23 protein-coding genes are annotated in these 21,165 nt (G+C 46.6%); 9 read left to right on the forward strand and 14 right to left on the reverse strand.

The features are described 5' to 3' along the window. The first annotated feature begins 71 nt into the window (after nt 1-71). The 4 genes from mltF to FME95_RS06825 all read left to right on the forward strand — a co-directional run bounded on the left by mltF (nt 72) and on the right by FME95_RS06825 (nt 3,384). Nucleotides 72-1,508, forward strand: coding sequence for a membrane-bound lytic murein transglycosylase MltF (gene mltF, locus FME95_RS06810; protein WP_147713637.1), 1,437 nt, complete (start codon nt 72-74; stop codon nt 1,506-1,508). A 256-nt stretch (nt 1,509-1,764) separates the two neighbouring features. Next, nucleotides 1,765-2,172, forward strand: a complete 408-nt coding sequence (locus FME95_RS06815; RefSeq protein ID WP_147713638.1) for a TraR/DksA C4-type zinc finger protein — start codon at nt 1,765-1,767, stop codon at nt 2,170-2,172. Between the two features lie 243 nt (nt 2,173-2,415). Then, nucleotides 2,416-2,850, forward strand: coding sequence for a hypothetical protein (locus FME95_RS06820; protein ID WP_147713639.1), 435 nt, complete (start codon nt 2,416-2,418; stop codon nt 2,848-2,850). Between the two features lie 135 nt (nt 2,851-2,985). Next, entirely contained in the window at nt 2,986-3,384 is a 399-nt protein-coding gene (locus FME95_RS06825) for a TetR/AcrR family transcriptional regulator (protein WP_147713640.1), read from the forward strand. Here FME95_RS06825 and dinB read toward each other — a convergent pair. The 13 genes from dinB to FME95_RS06890 all read right to left on the reverse strand — a co-directional run bounded on the left by dinB (nt 3,381) and on the right by FME95_RS06890 (nt 15,518). Beyond that, nucleotides 3,381-4,430, reverse strand: a complete 1,050-nt coding sequence (dinB, locus tag FME95_RS06830) for a DNA polymerase IV (RefSeq protein WP_147713641.1) — start codon at nt 4,428-4,430, stop codon at nt 3,381-3,383. The genes FME95_RS06825 and dinB overlap by 4 nt on opposite strands. A 143-nt stretch (nt 4,431-4,573) precedes the next feature. Further along, nucleotides 4,574-5,554: a lipoyl synthase gene (gene lipA, locus FME95_RS06835; RefSeq protein WP_147713642.1), complete on the reverse strand. Its 981-nt coding sequence runs from the start codon at nt 5,552-5,554 to the stop codon at nt 4,574-4,576. Then, nucleotides 5,555-6,193 (reverse strand): lipoyl(octanoyl) transferase LipB, encoded by a 639-nt coding sequence (gene lipB, locus FME95_RS06840; protein WP_222709960.1) that lies wholly within the window; start codon nt 6,191-6,193, stop codon nt 5,555-5,557. Further along, entirely contained in the window at nt 6,193-6,516 is a 324-nt protein-coding gene (locus FME95_RS06845) for a YbeD family protein (protein WP_147713644.1), read from the reverse strand. The genes lipB and FME95_RS06845 overlap by 1 nt, the downstream gene beginning before the upstream one ends. A gap of 5 nt (nt 6,517-6,521) precedes the next feature. Further along, on the reverse strand, nt 6,522-7,694 hold the full coding sequence (locus tag FME95_RS06850; protein WP_147713645.1) for a D-alanyl-D-alanine carboxypeptidase family protein: 1,173 nt from the start codon (nt 7,692-7,694) through the stop codon (nt 6,522-6,524). A gap of 207 nt (nt 7,695-7,901) precedes the next feature. Further along, nucleotides 7,902-8,708 carry a septal ring lytic transglycosylase RlpA family protein gene (locus FME95_RS13770; RefSeq protein ID WP_147713646.1) on the reverse strand — a complete coding sequence of 269 codons (807 nt, stop codon included), beginning with the start codon at nt 8,706-8,708 and terminating at the stop codon, nt 7,902-7,904. A 12-nt stretch (nt 8,709-8,720) separates the two neighbouring features. Next, complete coding sequence (gene mltB / locus FME95_RS06860; protein ID WP_147713647.1) at nt 8,721-9,680, reverse strand: lytic murein transglycosylase B; 960 nt, start codon at nt 9,678-9,680, stop codon at nt 8,721-8,723. Between the two features lie 49 nt (nt 9,681-9,729). Then, a complete protein-coding gene (gene rodA / locus FME95_RS06865; RefSeq protein ID WP_147713648.1) occupies nt 9,730-10,860 on the reverse strand; it encodes a rod shape-determining protein RodA in 1,131 nt (376 codons plus the stop codon). Beyond that, nucleotides 10,850-12,721, reverse strand: coding sequence for a penicillin-binding protein 2 (mrdA, locus tag FME95_RS06870; RefSeq protein ID WP_147713649.1), 1,872 nt, complete (start codon nt 12,719-12,721; stop codon nt 10,850-10,852). The genes rodA and mrdA overlap by 11 nt, the downstream gene beginning before the upstream one ends. A gap of 14 nt (nt 12,722-12,735) precedes the next feature. Then, nucleotides 12,736-13,203, reverse strand: coding sequence for a 23S rRNA (pseudouridine(1915)-N(3))-methyltransferase RlmH (gene rlmH, locus FME95_RS06875; protein ID WP_147713650.1), 468 nt, complete (start codon nt 13,201-13,203; stop codon nt 12,736-12,738). 19 nt (nt 13,204-13,222) lie between these two features. After that, a complete protein-coding gene (gene rsfS / locus FME95_RS06880) occupies nt 13,223-13,609 on the reverse strand; it encodes a ribosome silencing factor (protein ID WP_147713651.1) in 387 nt (128 codons plus the stop codon). Nucleotides 13,610-13,627: 18 nt separating this feature from the next. Next, nucleotides 13,628-14,263: a nicotinate (nicotinamide) nucleotide adenylyltransferase gene (gene nadD / locus FME95_RS06885; RefSeq protein WP_187265464.1), complete on the reverse strand. Its 636-nt coding sequence runs from the start codon at nt 14,261-14,263 to the stop codon at nt 13,628-13,630. Continuing rightward, the gene (locus FME95_RS06890; RefSeq protein WP_246109336.1) at nt 14,253-15,518 is read right to left on the reverse strand and encodes a glutamate-5-semialdehyde dehydrogenase; all 1,266 of its coding nucleotides are present in this window, start codon (nt 15,516-15,518) and stop codon (nt 14,253-14,255) included. Before FME95_RS06890 ends, nadD begins: the two co-directional genes overlap by 11 nt. Before the next feature lie 161 nt (nt 15,519-15,679). On the opposite strand from FME95_RS06890, the gene FME95_RS06895 reads away from it, so the two are divergent. Continuing rightward, a complete protein-coding gene (locus FME95_RS06895; protein WP_147713653.1) occupies nt 15,680-16,957 on the forward strand; it encodes a DedA family protein in 1,278 nt (425 codons plus the stop codon). Between the two features lie 28 nt (nt 16,958-16,985). Here FME95_RS06895 and FME95_RS06900 read toward each other — a convergent pair whose 3' ends face one another. Then, nucleotides 16,986-17,369 (reverse strand): hypothetical protein, encoded by a 384-nt coding sequence (locus tag FME95_RS06900; protein WP_147713654.1) that lies wholly within the window; start codon nt 17,367-17,369, stop codon nt 16,986-16,988. A gap of 273 nt (nt 17,370-17,642) precedes the next feature. Between FME95_RS06900 and FME95_RS06905 the strand changes: the two genes are divergently transcribed. The 4 genes from FME95_RS06905 (at nt 17,643) to minE (ending at nt 21,080) form a co-directional block, all read left to right on the forward strand. After that, nucleotides 17,643-19,130, forward strand: a complete 1,488-nt coding sequence (locus FME95_RS06905; protein ID WP_147713655.1) for a helix-turn-helix domain-containing protein — start codon at nt 17,643-17,645, stop codon at nt 19,128-19,130. A gap of 2 nt (nt 19,131-19,132) precedes the next feature. Continuing rightward, nucleotides 19,133-19,807: a septum site-determining protein MinC gene (gene minC / locus FME95_RS06910; protein ID WP_147713656.1), complete on the forward strand. Its 675-nt coding sequence runs from the start codon at nt 19,133-19,135 to the stop codon at nt 19,805-19,807. A gap of 208 nt (nt 19,808-20,015) precedes the next feature. Next, nucleotides 20,016-20,825, forward strand: a complete 810-nt coding sequence (minD, locus tag FME95_RS06915; RefSeq protein WP_147713657.1) for a septum site-determining protein MinD — start codon at nt 20,016-20,018, stop codon at nt 20,823-20,825. A 3-nt stretch (nt 20,826-20,828) separates the two neighbouring features. Further along, nucleotides 20,829-21,080, forward strand: a complete 252-nt coding sequence (gene minE / locus FME95_RS06920) for a cell division topological specificity factor MinE (RefSeq protein ID WP_147713658.1) — start codon at nt 20,829-20,831, stop codon at nt 21,078-21,080. The last annotated feature ends 85 nt before the right edge of the window (nt 21,081-21,165 follow it).

Genomic DNA, 21,165 nt, shown 5'->3' on the forward strand with positions numbered 1-21,165 from the left:
TACTGGATTTACTCAACAAATGTCAGTCGTGTTTCGGTTGATAAGCAGACAAAAAAAGCGATGTAAAAACTATGAGATTTATACAACCCTATCGCAGCAATAAACTGGCGAAAATATTTTTTTCGATTATTGCCAGCATTGGTTTTGTTTTTTTGATCGGTTACGGCTTTAAATGGCACGATCACTGGCAACAAATTGAGCGTCGCGGCGCCTTGGTGGTTGCCGTGCGAGAAAGCGAAGGAATTTATTGGCCGACTGGTCAATCTTTTACTGGACTAGAACACGACCTTTTAAACGAACTTGAACGTCACCTAGACATACCAATTCAAATTTTTGCTGTTCGCGATCTTGATGACCTTTACCGCTCATTAGAAGTCGGCGCTGTCGACATGGCTTTGCCGGGCACCAGTATTTTAAGCAGCGATTGGCCTGTGAGTATTCCATACGCCACAACAACGGTTGGACTAGTAAGCACTGGCACCGACCTACCCGCACAGCAAGAACGTCGGCTAGGCATTTTGGACAGCATTTCACACAGCGACGTTATCCCTGAAGCACTAAAACAAACGGCTTTTGATTCTGCCATTTACGAACACGGCCGACTCAGCGCCGAACTTTTTACGCTTTTAGAAATGGGCGATATTGAAACCGTACTGATCGACAAACGAGACTTCACCTTACAGCAAAGCGCCTTTCCTACCTTGCAGTTTTCAAACTTAGACTTACCCGAACGTAGCCTGAACATTTACTTTTCACCCAGCGAGGACGGTACTTTAATTAACCGAGTCAACGAAGTGCTACAGCTGTTTCAACAAAGCGGCCTGATTGCGCAAATTACCGACCGCTACCTAGGCAGCGCACTCGAGTTCGATTATGTTGACAACCTGACATTCGAAAAACATATGCGCTCGCGCCTACCCAACTACACCGAGTTATTCCAAAAGTACGCCGACATATATCAGATGGATTGGCGTCTGCTGGCAGCCATTGCCTATCAAGAAAGTCATTGGCGTCCTAACGCTCGCTCCCCGACTGGCGTGCGCGGCATGATGATGATCACACTCACCACCGCCGAAGAGATGGGCATTACCAATCGGCTCGATCCAGAACAAAGTGTTTTGGCAGGTGCTAAGTATTTTTCTAGCTTAAAACAGCGCGTTGTTCCTGAGATTAAAGACCCAGACCGCACCTGGTTTGCTTTGGCATCCTATAACGTAGGTGCAGGCCACTTAGAGGACGCGCGTAAAATAACCGAGCTACTTAAGGACGACCCGAATCGCTGGGTAGACGTTCGCAAGCATCTGCCCAAACTAGCGCTGAAAGATTATTACCCTTGGACCAAGTATGGTTACGCGCGCGGCGCTGAACCTGTGGTCTATGTCGCCAATATTCGTCGCTTTTACGAAAAGCTAAAAATGGAATACCCAACTTCAGAGGAGCTACTAGAACCGGATCGCCTTGATCAGCTACCAGATTCGGCCATTCCAATCTTTCCATTACTGCAATGATTGGGGCAAAAAAACCAACGAAAGCCATTAAAATTCGGCCTTGATTTTCAATCAAATGAGCCGAAATAGTTGTTCCCACATTAAAGGCAATGATATATGATTCGCCGTCTTTTGATGAATGGAACACTGCCTAACATATAAAGCGAGCCGTATCAATGCTTTATTAGGTACAGGTATAAATTAACAGAAGTCGCCAACCCGCCAGCTGCTTTTATATGGCTCGGTTTGCGAAACAAGACAATACGGGAATATCGCTATGCTGACTGAAGAACAACTGTTGGCCGCACCAGAAGATGAATACATGAACGAAGCTCAGCTTGCGTTCTTTCGCCAGTTACTACTCACTCAAGCAGAAGAATTAAAAGTTTCTTTGGCCAATGCCAAAGAGCAATTAGCCAGTTTTGAAAACGAGCCAGATGAGCTTGATAAAGCCAGTGTTGAAGAAGAACGACGCATGGCGCTGCGCTTTTTAGATCGCCAAACAAAGCTACTACCAAAAATTATGGAATCCATTAAGCGCATCGATGAAGACGATTACGGCTTTTGTGCTGTAACCGGTGAGCCGATTGGTATAAAACGACTGCTATTGCGTCCAACTGCCACCCTGTGTGCAGAAGAAAAACAACGCCAAGAGCTTAAAGAGCGCAATTACCGCGACGCTTAAGCCCTAAAGCAATACGCGGCCTGCGCTTTTTAAGCGAGGCCGCTTCTCACTTCCTTTCCCGCCAGCTACTTTCTTTATTATTCTGCTCTGTTGGTCTTTTTACCTCTGCCTTCGCTATTCTTTAACTGAGCTTCGCTAAACCAAGACAACGACTTTTTAATTGCCACCCTTCCGCCTTCGCTCTTTTTAAAAATGGGCCCGCTATTTGCTATTAACCCAATATCATTAACACAGAGTTTGGCCATGGATATTGCAAGCAACCTCATTCAGTCGTATCAACACAACCAGAATATTTCCGGCAACCCCGCCAGCATTGGGGCTAGCGAGGCAGCTTCACTCAACAAAACTGAAGACGAGTCGATTATTGATGATGAAGTCTCGATCAGTGATCAGCGTGATATCTACGAATGGGTGGCATCAGAACTGCCGCATTTATCCGCCGAACCGGCAACTGTCAGCCGCGCCAGTCAAATGCTGTACGAATATCAACTGCTCGACTTTAATGACATCAACACTATGAATTCTGTTATCGCTAACACCAACGAAAGCGGCCCCATTACAGAAGCGATCAACGATGCGCTTTCAGAGTCTGGCTCCTATTCAGAGAAACAATCGCTGACTCATTTAAAGCAGGTGTTCTCGACACTCGAAGCCGCTAGAAGTGCCTACAGCGGCTAAGCCGCTCTAATATGACGGAGCTGAAAAAGGCTCCAAGCTAAAACGCTGTTACAAAAATATACGTGGGAAATTCGCGATTTTTATCATCCGGTGCTAGGTTTTAAGCAGTTCTAATTGCTAAATAAGTTGCCAATAATGATAAAAAAAGAAAACATCTTAGAATCTGCCCGCACCGTTTTAACCGAACAGGGAATTAACAAACTCTCACTCAGAAAGATTGCTGCTCAAGCAGGCTGTGCAGCGCCTTCTATTTATTACTACTTTAAAAACAAACAGGAAATTGTCGCTGGACTCTGGGAAGAGATAGCACCTTCACTTGCACTGCAAATGAAGAACTCAAGCAACATGCAACAGGCCTATAAGGATTTTTGGCTTTCGCGACCTGATGATTTCCGACTGTTTATTACCAGCGCAGACTATTTTCCTTTTGTCGCCAAAACCGATGGCTACCAAGCGATTAAACAAACGCTGGGAAGTGAGCTACACGCTCTCAACGGCTGGCTAATGGAAGAGATCTTTACCCAATCAACCTAATCATTTGGCCATAACGACAGCTGGCTAGCTGGAGTCTCGTTTGCAAACCGGACTCCTAGGCCCAGCAAGCGTATAGACTGCTCACTCCGTGGTGCCTTGACTCGCAATAAGCGCTGAAAGTTAGCAATTGATAACGCCCAGTTGCGCTCAATGGTTTGGGTTTTAAAGTCAGCGTATCGCACCTTTAGCAGAATCGATTTTAGTGGCGGCGTGGTTTTATCGCTCAAGCGATCGCTGAGCTTACGATACAGCGCCTGCACTTCTTGTTCGCTCTGCTGTAGGGTTTCTAAATTGGTTTCATAGGTGTGCTCTACAGTCATCGACTTGGCTGCTCCTTGACGACCGACGTCACGCTCATCGATGCCACGAGCACGCTGATAGAGCCAAACACCAGACTTACCATAAAGCTGAACTAAACGCGGTAACGACCATTTTTGTAAATCACCACAGGTTTTAATACCCATTGCTGCTAGCTTTTCAGCAAACTTTTGGCCAATGCCTGAAACTCGCTGCACCGGCAAATCCATTACGAAACCAGGCACACTACTAGGCTCAACGACGAACAAACCATTGGGCTTATTCCAGTCCGAAGCGATTTTGGCTAGATATTTATTAGGAGCAACACCGGCTGAAACACGAATGCCAAGTTGCTGATAGATTTGCTGGCGAATGTGTTCTGCCAGCAAGGTTGCGCTACCAGAAAACCAGCTTGAATCAGAAACATCGATATAGGCTTCATCCAGTGACAAAGGCTCTATTTTATCGGTGTATTGATTAAGAATGGCGCGAATTTGCTGCGAAACCGAACGATACACCTCAAACCGCGCAGGCCGAATAATGAGTCCGGGACAACGAGCCAGCGCCATTGAGCTTGGCATCGCAGAACGCACGCCATACTGTCGAGCAATGTAATTGCAGGTCGCCAATACCGAGCGCGGCCCAGTGCCACCAACAGCCACCGGCTTGCCTCTGAGTTCAGCAAAATCTCGCTCTTCTAACGCGGCATAGTAACAATCGCAATCTATGTGGATGATTTTTCGCTGCATAAAAAACCTGTATATAAATACAGGTTTTGATTGTAGTGCGATTCGACCTAAGATCAAGTCATCATCGTTACAAGCTTTGATCAGTGCTATGTATTTAGCTCGAATTATTGAGCTTAAAGTAAGTGAGCCTAAACAGGGCTTACTTAACCAACGTGCTCGCCCTTAGCTTGCAAATCAGCATGGTAGCTTGAACGTACCATCGGGCCTGAAGCGACATTCAAAAAGCCCAATTCATAGCCATAAACTTCTAGCTCTTTAAATTCATCTGGGTGTACAAAACGCTCTACCGCCAAATGGTGTTTAGATGGCTGCAAATACTGACCGATGGTCACCATATCGACATCATGAGCCTTGAGGTCGCGCATCACTTCTTTAACCTGCTCGATTGTTTCGCCACAACCGACCATAAGGCCAGACTTGGTACGAACTTCTGGTTTACGACGCTTAAACTCTTTTAATAGATCTAACGAATGTTGATAGTCCGCACCTGGGCGCACCTTTTTATAAAGCGCCGGCACTGTTTCAAGATTGTGGTTAAACACATCTGGGGCATCTTCAATCATGATATCAACCGCCTTTTCTAAGCGGCCACGGAAATCCGGCACCAAGGTTTCAACAACAATACTCGGCGTTTTTGCTCGGACTTCACGCACGCAATCGGTAATGTGCTGTGCGCCACCGTCACGTAAATCATCGCGGTCAACCGAGGTAATGACGACATACTTTAACTGCATGTCGGCAATGGCTTCGGCTAATTCTGTCGGCTCGTTTTCATCCAGCGCATTAGGTCTGCCATGGGCAACATCGCAAAATGGGCAACGGCGAGTACAGATATCGCCCATAATCATAAAGGTGGCCGTACCGTGACTAAAGCATTCACCTAAGTTAGGGCAGCTTGCTTCTTCACAAACCGAATGCAGTTTGTGCTTACGCAGCTTATTTTTAATGCTGGCAATTTCGCTACCACCAGCAGGGATCTTAACGCGGATCCACTCTGGTTTTTTTGGCATGACTTCGGTAGGGATAATCTTAATCGGAATGCGATCAGTTTTATCTGCGCCACGCAGCTTAACGCCACGCTCTTTTTTAACTTTGGTCGTTGTCGAGCTGCTTGCTGTTGTCATTTATGATTCCCATAAAGGTTCTAGACCTAAAATAGTACAGAAGGCACTTACCCAGCGCTGCATTACCAGCGTCATATCAGGGTCAGCGACAAAATCACTCACCTGTGCCATTTCCAGTCCCGCATAACCACAGGGGTTAATGCGTAAAAACGGTTCTAAATCCATATTCACATTCAATGCTAAGCCGTGAAAGCTTTTGCCATGCTTAATTCTAAGGCCGAGCGAACAAATTTTATTGCCGCTGACGTACACGCCAGGCGCATCTTTTTTCGCGCCCGATTGAATATCAAAAGACCCAAGGGTGGCAATAATACTATTTTCTAAGGCGTTGACCAATTTTCGCACATCTGAGTCGACGCGCTTCATGTCCAGCAGTACGTAGGCAATCATTTGCCCCGGACCGTGATATGTGACCTGACCACCCCGATCAACATTCACGACCGGGATATCGCCAGTATTGAGTAGATGCTCTGGCTTGCCAGATTGCCCCTGTGTAAACACAGGTTCATGTTCTAGCAGCCAGATTTCGTCGCGAGTATCGCTACTACGGTTGGCAGTAAAATCCTGCATTCGATGCCAGGTGTCTAAATAAGGCACCTGACCTAAGTATCGAATAACAACAGGCGAACTAAGCAATATTACAGAACCATTTTAACCATCGGTGAAGCTTTTAACTGGCGATCAAGAGTTGCTAAATCGGCTTCCTGCTCAATGCGCATACGCACTGTCAAACTGGTAAAGCGGCCATTTTTGCTTGGGTTTTCTCGAAAGCTGGTCTCACTAATACGCTCATCGAATTGCTGTAAAACCTCAACCACTAAAGCTCGAAATTCGATGCAGTTGTCGCCCATCACCTTGATCATATAGTCATCACACGGGAACTCGATCTTCGGTGCGTCAGGAGTTTTCTCCTGTAACTTGGATAACGGCAATTTAGACAGCGGTAACTTAGATAAATCCATGGCGACTACTTCGCTAATAACTGATGAAAGAACAGACGAACCATATCCCAGAGTCGAGCAAAGAAGCTCGATTTCTCAACCGCTTGCAATGCGATCACATCGTGACGAGACACCTCTTCACCATCGAGAGTCAGCACCATTTCACCGAGTTTATCACCTACGGCAACTGGCGCTTTAATAACAGAGTCGATGTTCAATCGAGTCGATAAGCCTTCTTCACCACCCCGTACAATGGTCATCTTCACGTCTTCGTCCAAACCGAGCGATAGCTGCTTATCTTTACCACCCCAAATACGCGCATTATAAAGTTCATCGCCCTGATTATGGACATTCACGGTTCTAAAGAAGCGGAAGCCATAAGTCAGTAGTTTCTGGGTTTCTGAGGCTCGGGCTTCATCTGATCTTGTGCCCATAACAACGCTGATTAAACGCATGTCATCCTTTAAAGCCGATGCCACCAAACAATAACCAGCGGCGTCCGTGTGGCCTGTTTTTAAACCATCGACATAAGGGTTAGTGCCAAGCAGTCGGTTGCGGTTAGCTTGGGCGGCAACGGGACCATACTGAAAGCTACGCTCAGCATAAATTGGGTAGAATTCTGGGTTTTCATAGATAATCGCACGCGCTAACAAGGATAAGTCGTAAGCGGTGGAATAATGCTCTTTTCCAGCTTTTGGCGGTAAACCGTGCGAGTTAGCAAACAGAGTGTTGCTCATATTCAGTTTTTCGGCGTATTTATTCATCATCTGAACAAATAGCTCTTCTGTGCCACCAATATGCTCCGCCATAGCAACGGAAGCATCGTTACCAGAGGTGATGATGATGCCTCGCAGTAAGTCTTCAATGCTGACCAACTTACCTTCTTGAATAAACATTCGTGAGCCGACCATACGCCAAGCTTTTTCACTAACCAACGTTTCATCGGATAACTCAAGACGACCTTCAATGATTTCTCGCTCAGCAACATAGCTGGTCATCAGTTTAGTCAAGCTTGCTGGCGGTATGCGTTCGTGCTCATTGTGTGCAACCAAAACCTGGCCGGTTTCGGCGTCCATCAGTAAATAGGCTGTCGCGGCAAGTTGTGGTGCGGCGGGGATAATAGGCTGTGCAGATACCAATGTGGTAATAGACAAAAAAGAAACAAAGCCTAGCTGTTTAACATACTTAATGAGGTTCACGGTCAATCCTAGTTAATGTCGATCAATAGAAAAGGGTGCTTAAAATACAACTATCAAATTAAGGCACAGAAAAATAATTATTATAACAGGCTGCGCGCTAACTAGCAGGTCTAGCAGCGTTAACCTCTTCACAGCCAATACGAGCAGTCGTTGTATAGCGAAAAAATTAACGCACTAAGAACAATTAATCGCAGCCAATTTAAAAGCCTAATTGTCCGCCACGATTAAAGGCTTACCAATTGCGTCACTCGATAATTCTGTCTGCAACTGCACTGCTCGGTCGTAGGTAACAGGGCCAATCCTAACGCGATAGAAGGTATCTTGGTATATTTCCACCGGATCTTTTACTTGATCTGACAATTGGCGTTGTAACGACTGAGCTGAATTCTGTTGGCTAAAAGCACCGACCTGCACGAAATAAGAAGCGGTGTCTAATTCGTTATCTGGTAAGGCTTCGACGCGCACACGAGCGGTTCCTTTATCATGAAAACCAAGCTTCACTGCAGCGGCGTAGGATAAATCAATAATGCGACCAGAATGAAATGGACCTCGATCATTAACGCGCACGTAGATCGATTGGTTATTGTCTAAGTTAGTGACTCGAACCCAAGTTGGTAATGGCAACGACTTATGAGCCGCGCTTACTTGGTACATATCGAACACTTCACCGTTGGAGGTAGTATGACCATGAAATTTCTCGCCATACCAAGAGGCAAAACCCTCTTCGCGGTAACCTTTAGCGCTTGGCATAATATGATAGGTTTTACCCAGCACTCGGTAAGGGCTTTTATTACCGCCTCGCGATAAAGGCTCTTTACGGGGTTGTGGCACTTCGATTTGATCGGCAGATAGCACACGCGTCGGCGCTCTATCTTGCGCAATGCTGTACCGGCTAGACTGAGCATCGCCGCTCATCTGATCACCGGCTACAAATTTGCTAGAACAGGCAGGTAAGTAAATAATCACCAAGGCAGCCAAAAACGTCGTTTTGTATTTATATAGCAGTGTCAACATTGCCTCGACCCTCTATGGCTCCACTAACGCTTCTGCTAAATGAAATACCGCCATCGAATATGGGATCGACCGGTTGTATCGAGAAATGGCCCAGAAGTTTTTATAGCCTAGCCAGTATTCTTTGCCGTCTTCGCCATCTAAACGTATTGGAAACACTAATGATGACGGATCTTGCAGTAGCTCAGGCTGCCAACCTAGCGCTTGAACCGAGGCCAGTGTTCGGTCTCGATCAAAAGAATTCATCTTCACCTTTTCGAAATCGCCACTTAGCTCGACATTAGAAACAATGTACTCACCAGGTCGCCAGCCGTTTTTACGCAAATAATTGGCTACCGAGCCTATTGCGTCATAAGGGTCATCCCAAATATTAATGTCACCGTCTTCATCGTGATCGACTGCATAGGCTTGATAGCTGGTCGGCATAAATTGCGGATAACCGGTGGCGCCAGCGTACGAGCCTTTCATGGCACGCGGATCCATTCCCTGCTCAACTGAGTTGACAATAAAACGCTTCCATTCACGCTGAAAATAATTAGAGCGACGACTTTCAATAACCGCCAGCGAGCCTAAGGAGTCAAAAGTATTGTGACGACCCTTAGAGGCACCATAACGGCTTTCGATACCAATAATCGCCGTAATGATTTCTGCCGGCACACCATATTTATCTTCTGCTTTTTTTAGCAACACCGCATTGTGCTCTAAAAAACGCCGACCATTACGTACCGTCTCAGTCGAGACAAACATAGGTCGGTATTGTGCATAGGTTCTGGTTTTTTCTGCCGGAGCACTGAGCTTTTGCGCATTAGATTCCTGCACCGTACCTGCCGCCATCCAAGACTCGGCGAGTGCTCGGTCGATCTGATGTTCATCGACTAATTCGTCGACGACCTTTTGTGCCCGCTCATAAGCTAAAAAATTTTCTGCCAGCGCTGAGTTAAGCGTTAGAGAAGCCAAAATACAAAACAACCGCATACCAATACCTATTTAAAAACAACACACCAACAAACAAAACCTGTTTTAACTAGGTCCGTTTATGGGTACTAATTGACATGAGAATCCCAAAACTGCCTAACAGCGACACAATCGAAGTTCCCCCATAACTCACCAGAGGCAAGGGTACGCCAACCACCGGCAATAACCCACTGACCATGCCGATATTTACAAAAACGTAAATAAAAAAGGTCAGTGTTAAAGCGCCCGCCAAAAGGCGACAAAAACTATCACGAGCGTTAATAGCAATGTAACTACCGCGCCAAATAATTAAAAAATAGCAGACTAACAGTGCGACAACGCCAATTAAGCCAAGTTCCTCACTTAAGACAGCAATAATAAAATCGGTATGGCTTTCTGGTAAAAAGTCGAGCTGTGATTGAGTACCGTGCAGATAACCTTTTCCATAGAGACCACCAGAACCAATAGCGGTTTTCGACTGGATAATATTCCAGCCTGCGCCCAGCGGATCGGACTCAGGGTTTAAAAAAGTCAGTACGCGCTGCTTTTGGTAATCATGCAAAACAAACAACCACATTGCAGGCAGCGAACCTAATGCCAACACCACCGCACTGGCAATCAGTTTCCACGATAAGCCCGCTAAAAAAATAACAAACACGCCCGATGCCGCAATAAGCACAGAGGTGCCAAGATCTGGCTGCATAACAATTAAAACGGTCGGCACAAACAGAATAATTAAAGCCAATAGGATATGGCGAAACTTGGGTGGCATGCCTCGGCGAGCTAAATACCAAGCCAGCATAATGGGGACAGTTACCTTCACCAACTCTGACGGCTGAAAGCGGAACAGACCAAAAATATCCAACCAACGCTGAGCGCCTTTAGCGTGCGCTCCGGCATAAAGCACCGCCAACAACAACAGCAAACCTACGCCATAAAGCACGCCACTCCACTGTTGAAAGAATCGAGGATCAAATTGCGCAACAATAAACATGGCTAAAAAGCCAACACCAAAGCGCACCATCTGGCGTGATACGGCACCCAGATCACCGCCGGTAGCGCTATACAAAATGATCAGACCGGCCATAGCCACCAGCAGTAGCGCCATGAATAGATAGATGTCGATATGCAAACGTTGCAACAACGTTCGCCCTTGTGAAAAAGCACCTGACTGGTCGTAGCGAACGAAATCATTGAGCATTTATGGTTTCTTCTCTTAGTATGTATTCATCCAACAACTGCCGCACGATAGGCCCTGCGACTGCTCCACCACTGCCACCGTGATCTACCACAGCAACGACCGCTATTTTAGGATCGTCCGTCGGCGCATATCCTATAAAGAGTGCATGATCTTTAAGGTGGTCCGGCACATCACCCAATGCATTACCAAATTCATCACGCTTAATTTCAGCCACCTGCGCTGTACCAGACTTACCGGCAATGGTATACGCAGAAAGATAACCGACACTTTTCGCGGTTCCTTTCTTCCCATAGAGCACTTCTGTCATCGCGTGCTCCATTTTTTGCCAGTTGCTTTCATCCTGTAATTCGATGTCCGCTTGCGCCTTTTCAGGAAAATCTAAAAGTGTCTCGTCTGTACTGTAAAGCAATAGCCGAGGCATAAACCAATCACCATGATTAGCAAAGACGCCTGTGGCTATCGCCAACTGTAACGGCGTCGTTAACATATAGCCCTGACCAATACCTAAGTTCACCGTATCACCAGCAAACCATGCAAAACCATGACGATCTTTTTTCCAGTCACGGGTTGGGTTATTGCCGCGCGCGGCGTTATAAACATCTAATGTCGTAATCTTGCCAAAACCAAACTTGTCGAGCATGTCGTGAATAGGCTCTAAGGTCATTTTATAAGCCAAGTCATAAAAGTAGGTATCGACTGATTCTTCAATGGCATCGGTTAGGTTAACAATGCCGTGGCCACCACGCTTCCAGTCTCGATATATTCGCGCATCATTGGGTAACTTAAACCAACCCTTAGCTTCCATGGTTTCATCCCACGTAGTGAAACCACCGTCGACACCGGCCAAACCAATAAAGGGTTTAATGGTCGAGGCTGCTGGATATTGACCACCCACTGCTCGGTTCAAAAACGGCTTGTCTGGTGAATCTCGAAGTTCGTTATAGAGCGCAGTTGGGAAGCCGCTAACAAATAGGTTGGGGTCGTAACTCGGTCGGCTGACCATTGCTAAAATACCACCCGTTTTAGGGTCTATAGCAACAACAGAACCTCGCTTGCCTTCTAACAGGTCGTACGCCTTCTGCTGCAGCACACTATCCAATTGCAGGTGAATATTGGCACCCGGTGTTGGCGAGTGTCGCTCAAGTACTTCTAATACTCGGCCACGAGCGTTGGTTTCCACACGCTGATAACCCGGCGCACCCAGCAATTGCTGCTCGTATTGCTTTTCTATGCCTTGCTTACCGATAAAGCGAATACCTGCGTAAGCACTTTTATCGAGTGTTTCTAAATCCTGTTCATTAATACGGCCAACGTAACCCAGCACATGAGCAAACGCCTCACCTTTGGGATACTGGCGAATCAGTTCGGCTTCAACTTGAGCGCCATCTAAGAAGATGCGATGCGCAGCCAGTGCGGCAATTTCTTCATCGCTCAATTTAATCTTTAACGGTACAGGTGCGAACGGGCGTCGGTACTGCCCCAAACGAGTGTAGAAACGATCAATCTGATCATCACTGAGTTCAACGATATCTGCCAAACGCTCGATCAACGCATCAACGTCATCGGTACGTTCCGCGACAATGCTTAAAGTATGACTGGGGAGATTATCGGCCAGTAATTCACCATGGCGATCATAGATAAGGCCTCGTGTCGGCGGGATTGGCGCGACTTCAAGACGGTTTTTATCAGACAAAGACTGATGCTTTTCAAATTCAACAATCTGTAAAAAGAAAAACCGCGATACCAAGACAAGCAGCAGTAAGATAACGCCGCCAGCAGCAACACTCATTCGCCTTTTAAATAACCGCTGTTCTAGTTCTTTATTGTCAAAGGACTTATTTTCAAACGAACTACTTGCCATAACTGCTCATAATCTCATTTATGATAGGGGTGGTTCTGCGTTACGCTCCAAGCACGGTAAAGCTGCTCAGCCAATAGTACTCTGACTAATGGATGCGGTAACGTTAAATTAGACAGACACCAACGCTGTTGAGCTTTGGCTAAACAGCGTGCATCGAGTCCATCTGGACCACCAATCAATAAGGCTACATTTTTACCGCCCATTCGCCAACCCTGTAATTGCTCAGCCAGCTGTTCAGTCGACCAAGCTTTACCGGAAAGGTCGAGCGCGACGACGTGCTCATTTTCCTTGATCGCAGCCAACATGCTGTCACCTTCTTGCTGGATGGCCTTTTCCTTTGGCGTGTTTTTTTGGCGCTTACCCAAAGGCAACGGAACAAATTCAATCGCGGTATCTCGCGGCATTCGCTTCAGATAGTCTTCGGTACCGAGCTGAACCCAGTCAGGCATTTTCGGCCCAATAGCGATGATGCGAATCTTCATAAGCTACTAATCTAATAGGTTACTGATCTGATGCGCCACTGTCGGAATCTGTCGGCTTCATTGACCACAGGCTTGGTAAGTCATACATCGCTCGAGCATCCGGCAGCATCACGTGCAAAACGAGATCGGTAAAGTCGAGTAATACCCAATCCGAACCGGTTTCACCCTCTTGGTGGGATGAAGCAAAGCCCTTTTCTTTGAGGTCTTCTGCCACACTTCGGACAACCGCCGAAATATGTCGACTGGAAGTACCAGAAGCCACAATCATGGTATCCATTAGTGTGGTTTTATCGCGCACATCGATCACTTCGATATCGGTCGCTTTAATATCTTCTAATGCAGTGATCACAGCATCGGTTAATTCGGCACCGTGAGCGTTTTTTGGTTGACTGGCTTGATCGGTCATAAAGTGGTTTCGTTTTCCTTACTGGACCTTTCGGTACAGTTGATTTTTAGTAATGTAATCCGCTACTTCGTGCGGCAGTTTGTCTGTTTCATCTAACGACTCTCGGTAATCGGTCGAAGACAGTGGTAAATCTATCGAGTCATCACAGCAAAAATGACCAACCTGTTGAGTGAATAGCTGCTCCACGCTCAAGCAGTGATTGGTCGACTGATGAGCCACCGGCGCAGCTTCACCTGCTCGATTAAACACCCAGAAGGAGACCTTTTGCATTAACTCTGCAGCTCGATGCCAACGAGGCAAACTATGCCAAGCGTCGGCACCTAAGACAAAGATAAGCTTAGCGTCTGGTTGCTGACGAGCAATATTCTCAACAGTGTCAATGGTATAGCTAGCGCCTTGGCGCTGAGTTTCCTGTTGATCTATCTGTATGCGAGCCGCTTCACTTTGAGCTATTCGCCACTGCTCAAGCATTGCAACGCGATGCTCAGCCGAGGCGGTAGCACCTTGCTTTAACGCTGGGATAAAACAGGGCACCACTCGTAATTGCGACACCTGAGAAAAACTCAAAACCCGATGGCACACCGCTGCGTGCGCCTGATGGAAAGGGTCAAAGGTGCCGCCATAAATGGCAATAATTGGAGACTTAAGGCTCACGGATTTGACCATCACCCAGTACGATATATTTTTGCGATGTCAGGCCAACCAAACCAACCGGACCTCTGACATGAATTTTATCTGTTGAGATACCAATTTCAGCACCCAGACCATATTCAAAGCCATCGGCAAAAGAAGTCGATGCATTAATCATCACCGAAGCCGAATCGACCTCGCGTAAAAAGCGACGTCCCTTGGTGTAATTTTCGGTAACAATGCTGTCGGTATGATGACTGCCATATTGGTTAATGTGGGCAATGGCTTGATCTAAATCTGCCACAACCTTCACAGCCAAAATTGGCGCAATGTATTCGGTCGACCAATCTTCATCAGTCGCAGGGGTGCAATCAATAATGGCTTGAGTTTGCTCACAACCACGCAACTCGACACCTTTTTCCTGATACCGCTGCGCTAACTCTGGCAATAGAGCTTGAGCGCAAGCCTGATCAACCAGCAGCGTTTCCATGGCGTTACACACACCATAGCGGCGAGTTTTAGCGTTAAAGGCAATGTTCAGCGCTTTATTGGTATCCGCTTCAGAATCGATATAGACATGGCAGTTGCCATCAAGATGCTTAATCACCGGTACTTTAGCGCTATTACTAATGCGCTCAATTAAGCCTTTACCGCCGCGAGGCACAATGACATCAACATACTGAGGCATGGTAATAAGGTGATGCACCGCTTCTCGGTCTTTGGTTTCAACTACCTGCACGGCATCTTCAGGTAAACCGCTGGCTTTTAGCCCGGCCTGAATACAGGCGGCAAGCGCTTGGTTTGAATGCAATGCTTCACTACCACCACGTAAAATCACCGCGTTGCCAGACTTTAAGCACAGGCTTGCAGCCTCGATTGTAACGTTGGGACGAGACTCATAAATAATTCCGATAACACCCAATGGCACGCGCATCTTGCCGACCTGAATGCCGCTCGGTCGATAATCCAAATCGGTTATATTGCCGACCGGATCAGCCAATGCCGCAACCTGCGATAAACTCTCAATCATGGTATCCAAACGGGCTGGCGTAAGCTCAAGGCGATCCAACATGGCATCGCTTAACCCCTTTTCTTTACCGTTGAGCAAGTCTTTTTGGTTGGCCGCCATCAACGTGCTTTTGGCGGCGATAATGGCATCGGCGGTCGCCAACAATGCTTGATTTTTTTTAGCTGTTTCACTGGCGGCCATTAGGCTCGAAGCCTTGCGCGCACGCTGGCCAACTTGGGCCATATAGTCGGCTATATTGTTAGTCGTCATATCTTCATTACTGTGGTTAGGTACTATTTGTTTTCGGCTGTGTTACCGAAATGCAATGATTCGGCAGTATACCTTGCTTAACGCACGAGCTCTACGCTGTTTGCTATGGCTCGACAATGTTTGCGCATAAATTGGAAATCTAATATGAGCACCCGCACACCATGCTAGAGTCACCGCTATTTATTTTATTGATCATTGCGGGCGTCTGCTTCTTTGAATGTTTAGCCTTATTCGGCTTGCTGATCCCTGGCGTGGTCGTGCTATTTTCGCTAGCCGCATTGGCAAATCTTTATGGTTTACACCCATTGCCGATGCTTGCAGTGGCGGTTATTTTTGGCTTTTTAGGCGATCTAGTGAGCTTTTATCTGGGTCAGCGTTATCTAAGCTCGGCATTTAACAGCCGCCGCTTAGCACGCTATAAACAATGGACCGAGCACGGCCACTGGTTTATCGAACGATGGGGTTGGATCAGCATTCCTGCAGGGCGTTTTTTAGGCCCTTTACGACCTATCGTGCCCTTTTTAGCTGGCGGCTTAAAAATGCAAAGCCGAGCCTTTGTCATACTAAGTTTTTTTTCTTGTCTTATTTGGGCGCCCGCCTATTTGCTGCCGGGTTACTTCACTGGTGAATTATCCAGCGTCTGGACTGTACAGCCGCTCAGCATTCGTTCATTAATTAGTTATGTGCTTTCGGCGCTCGCCATCTGCGCATTCAGCCTCACTATTTACCACCATATGCACCCAGAAAAAATGCATCTTCGCGGCTGGATTAGCCAGCATCAGGCCGAACGTTGGCCAATCACATCTTTCGTGGTTTTACTTATCGCGGTGGCAATACTAATTACTGTTCGCCAATGCTATCCGCTTAACGTCGACCAGTTATTTATTATCTGGCGGCAAGACTGGCAGTCCTTTACCACGCTCAGCCATCTGCTCTCTGCGCTAAACCTGTTATCTAACCACCTGCTGGTGAGCGTCGAATTCGCCATGCTTATTCTCTGGCTGTGTATGATTGGCCGTTACAGCATTGCTTCCATTGCTAGTATCGGTTTTGTTCTGCTTTATGTTTGTATCAGCCAAATCAGCCACTGGGTCGAGCACACCCAACCTGTGCAGCTCTGGAACATGGCATCGTTTATTTTTACTTATGGACTGCTAGCGAACATTACCAACACAACCATGCCGGCAATAAAAAGATGGCAAGTCTATCTGTTTATTTTTATTTTAAGCCTTGCCATAACAATGAGTCATCTCTGGCTAGGGCACCTATCGCCTTCTGCCAGTCTAATTGCGATAGCCCTAACCGCCGCAATCATTGCCTGCGCCAGAGGTATCTGGAAACTGTTTAACCGACAGCCAAAAGCCGCCATCAGTCGTGCGTTTTTACTCTGGCTCGCATTGCTAAACACACTTCTGTTCACTGTCGCGTTAAGTCGCTAACACGTGACAACCCAACAGCCGTCAAAGACTACCAGTGCGCAACCTTGACTTTGTTTCGGCTCGGGATGCCATCAATCAACGACAGTCGATAGATTTCAGCCACCGATTCGCGAATCCAGTTGATAACCTGCGGGTCATTTAGCGAGTAATCCTGTGGCAGCAAATACCATTGATCATAAATGCGGCCATGGGCCACCCAATGCGTATCCGCACACAGCTGTTTCAGTTCATCAGCCAAATTCGATTGCAGCGCTCGGATGCCAACCTGCCCTGAAGCATTGACAACCAAGCTTAGCTGGCCGTTAATTCGAACCACGTGCTCACCAAAATAGATGCCAAGCTTTGGCTCAAACTCTTTCGGGATATATCCCATTAAAAATTGAATACGTCGAGAACGGTCTATCTTTTCCATTACATCAGCCCTAAGTATGCTTAGTCATAACACAAACCCGCGATCAGCTGGTCATAATGACTAATACTAGACGGTAATATTCAAAATGACAGGATGGATATAAAAATCTTGCTCTCGACCTTCGCATGCCTTGGACTTAGGCCCTAACAGCGTAAATTCGCGCTAAATCATTTTTCAATCACCAGCTCTGGCTATTCATTACGTTTAGACCATTGAGTTCCAGCAAAACTGGCTTTACTATTTGTTTCGCTAGTTGCGAAATTTGAGACCCCAATGGAAATAAACAGTGAAAGTCTAAGATTTGTTTTAGGCCTTAAAATCAAGCAGTTCAGGCAGAGTGAAAACCTTTCTTTAAAACAACTCTCTCAACTCACCAGTCTTTCAATTTCATACCTGAGTGAAATCGAAAAGGGCAAGAAGTACCCAAAACCAGAAAAAATCGCCACACTGGCGCATGCGTTAAATCGCAGTTTCGATGATCTGGTGTCCTTAAAACTCGACGATGAACTCAACCCGCTAACCGCGCTGTTAGAGTCACCAGTATTGAAAGAATTTCCGTTGCAGCAGTTTGGAATTGGCTTACCCGACATTTTCGAACTGGTGAACGACTCACCCAGCAAGGCCGGTGCTTTTATTAGAACGTTGCTAGAAATTAGCCGCGGCTACGATATGAACGTTGAGCATTTTTTACTCGCTTCGCTGCGTTCTTATCAAAAAATGCACCTGAATTATTTTGCCGATTTAGAAGAGGCCGCCAGCTCATTCCGCGCAGCCAATGCTATTGAAGAGACAACGGTCATTTCTCAAGAGTGGCTAGAAAATATATTGCGTAATGAATTCGGCTGCGACATTCAGTATGGCGACTTCAACGAACACCCTGATTTACAGCCATTGCGCTCTATCAGCCCGACCCCGAAAAAGATTTGGATTAACAGCCGACTTTACCCTCAACAGCAAAAATTTGTTTTGGCTCGAGAAATTGGCTATCGATTTTTAAAACTAAAAGAGCGTGCGACAACCTCTTCTTGGATCAAGGTTGAAACCTTTGATCAAGTATTTAACCACTTCAAGGTTTCCTACTTTGCTGGCGCGCTATTGATTCCTGAACAGAACATCATCGCTGATTTAGAAATATGGCTACAAAATTCTGAGTTCGATGGCGCTGCGTTAACGACGTTAATGCAAAAATATGACTCCACACCAGAAATGTTTTTGTACCGGATGTCACAAGTCATGCCGACCCATTTCGGCCTGCATAAAATGCATTACATGCGCCTGAACCATAAGCTGAATAGCAACTCATTTCATATCACTAAAGAACTGAATCTGACCAATGTTTTTATTCCGCGAAGCATTGGTCCAGGCGAACACCAATGCCGGCGTTGGGCTGCAACCTCTGGGCTAAAACAGTTAGCTGAACACCCAGACCCAATGAACGAAGTTCAGGTATCAGCCCAGCTCAGTACCTTTGTTAGTCAAGGGCAAACCTTTTTCAATATCGCTATCGTGCGCGCCAAATCCTTAGATGACCGTACCAATACAGGCATGACTTTAGGGTTTATCATTGATGATAACTTCAAACAAAAGGCTGCCTTCTGGAACGATAAGCAAGTGCCTAACTCAGAAGTGAACGAAACCTGTGAGCGCTGCCCAGTAAACGATTGTGAAAGCCGTGTTGCACCGCCATCGATCTATAACGCCCAGAAAAAACAACGCTCACGCGAACGATCTCTGGCAGCCTTTATCGAGCGGAACCAATAGCAATGACGCAAGCTCCATTAAAAATCCGCAGCCGATTAACGGCAAGTCACCAAATAGCACTGACTACGATCGAACTCGACCCGTTTGAAGCGCTGATAAAAAACACCATAGAAAAAGCGCCAAGCCTATTTCACTATGCGCCGACGGTATTGGACAGCAGCGCCTTAGAAGAACTGCCTGATAGCGATAGATTACAGGCATTAATCGGCATTTGCCGTCAATACAGACTTGTGCCGTTTGCGCTCACCAGTAATAACAGTGCGCATCAGGATTATGCCTATCAACATCAATTGGCCTGGATTGAGCCGCGTGCACGCAGTGCGGCTAAAGACGAACCCAAGCCAGCTCTGGCAATGACCAAAACAGAGGTGATCAATACACCTGTCCGCTCAGGGCAACAGGTCTACGCTAAAGACGCCAACCTGCTGATTACACGGCAAGTCAGTGCTGGAGCAGAAGTCATTGCAGATGGCAACATCCAAATACTCGGAGCCTTAAGAGGCAAGGCCATTGCTGGTGCTCAGGGTGCAGAACATTGTGAAATTATCTGCAACCAAATGGACGCAGAATTATTATCGATTGCCGGAACCTATCTCGTGCAAGAAGACATCGGTACCGCAAACGGCCCTGCCCGTTGCTGGTTAAATGGCGACCAAATTCAGGTTGATTATTTTTAATTCAAGCCGCTATCACGACGAGAAAAAACTGGAAAGCATTAGCATTGCAGTAACCAACAGCCGCAGCATAAAAGAGTGGTACGAATCACACTTCTTGCTTGCGGCGCGCTGGCCACTAAGATCGATTGAAAAGCAAATTGAATGCAACACTGGCTTGTTTTAGGCTAGTAGCTAGATTCATCGTTAACTGAATAATAAGGAAATACACTTGGCAACAATTATTGTGGTGACCTCAGGAAAAGGCGGCGTTGGCAAAACAACCACCAGCGCGGCAATCAGCATGGGGCTAGCAAAAGCAGGCCATAAAACCGTCGTCATCGACTTCGACATTGGCCTACGCAATCTAGATATTATTATGAATTGTGAACGTCGAGTGGTGTATGACTTTGTCAACGTCATCCAAGGCGATGCCTCGCTTAATCAGGCGTTAATTAAAGACAAGCGTTGCGATGACCTCTTTATTTTACCGGCGTCTCAAACACGCGACAAAGAAGCGCTGACAAAAGACGGTGTTCAAGCGGTACTCGAACAACTCAAGCAAGATTTTGAATACATTATTTGCGACTCGCCCGCAGGTATCGAGCACGGCGCTCAAATGGCATTGTATTTTGCGGACATGGCGATTGTTGTAACCAACCCAGAAGTATCTTCGGTTCGCGACAGCGACCGCATTCTAGGCATCCTACAAAGCAAGAGCTACCGAGCAGAGCAGAACTTAGAGCCGGTTAAAGAACAGCTGTTGATCGCCCGCTTTAACCCTGAGCGTGTCGAAAAAGGCGAAATGCTCAGCATCGATGATATTGAAGACATTCTTGCCATTCCGCTATTAGGCATTATTCCGGAAAGCCAATCTGTGCTGAACGCCTCCAATAATGGTATTCCTGTGATCTTGGATGAAAAAAGCGATGCAGGCCAAGCCTATCAAGATACCGTAGCTCGTTTGTTAGGCGAAGAGCGACCGCATCGGTTTATCGAAGCCAACAAGAAAGGCATTCTCAAACGCGTATTTGGAGGTTAAGGCATGGCCATCGGTGATCTATTTAACCGCGGCAAAGAAGAAAACTCTGCACGCGTAGCCAAAGAGCGGCTTAAAGTGATTGTTGCTCACGAGCGTCGGGTTAGGAATGCACCATCCTATTTACCGGCTCTGCAAAACGACATCTTAAGTGTCATCCGTAAGTACGTTGAAATCGATCACGACCAGTTACAGGTTGAGCTCAACGACGATGGCAACTATTCCGTGCTTGAGGTCAATGTAAATCTGCCAAAATAACCGGCCGGCTTGCCATGCATCGAGACGATACGCTACTTACAACAATCGAGACGAGAACTTAAAAAATAGCGCTCGCCCAAAAACG

The organism is Reinekea thalattae (genome assembly GCF_008041945.1).
Classification (GTDB): domain Bacteria; phylum Pseudomonadota; class Gammaproteobacteria; order Pseudomonadales; family Natronospirillaceae; genus Reinekea; species Reinekea thalattae.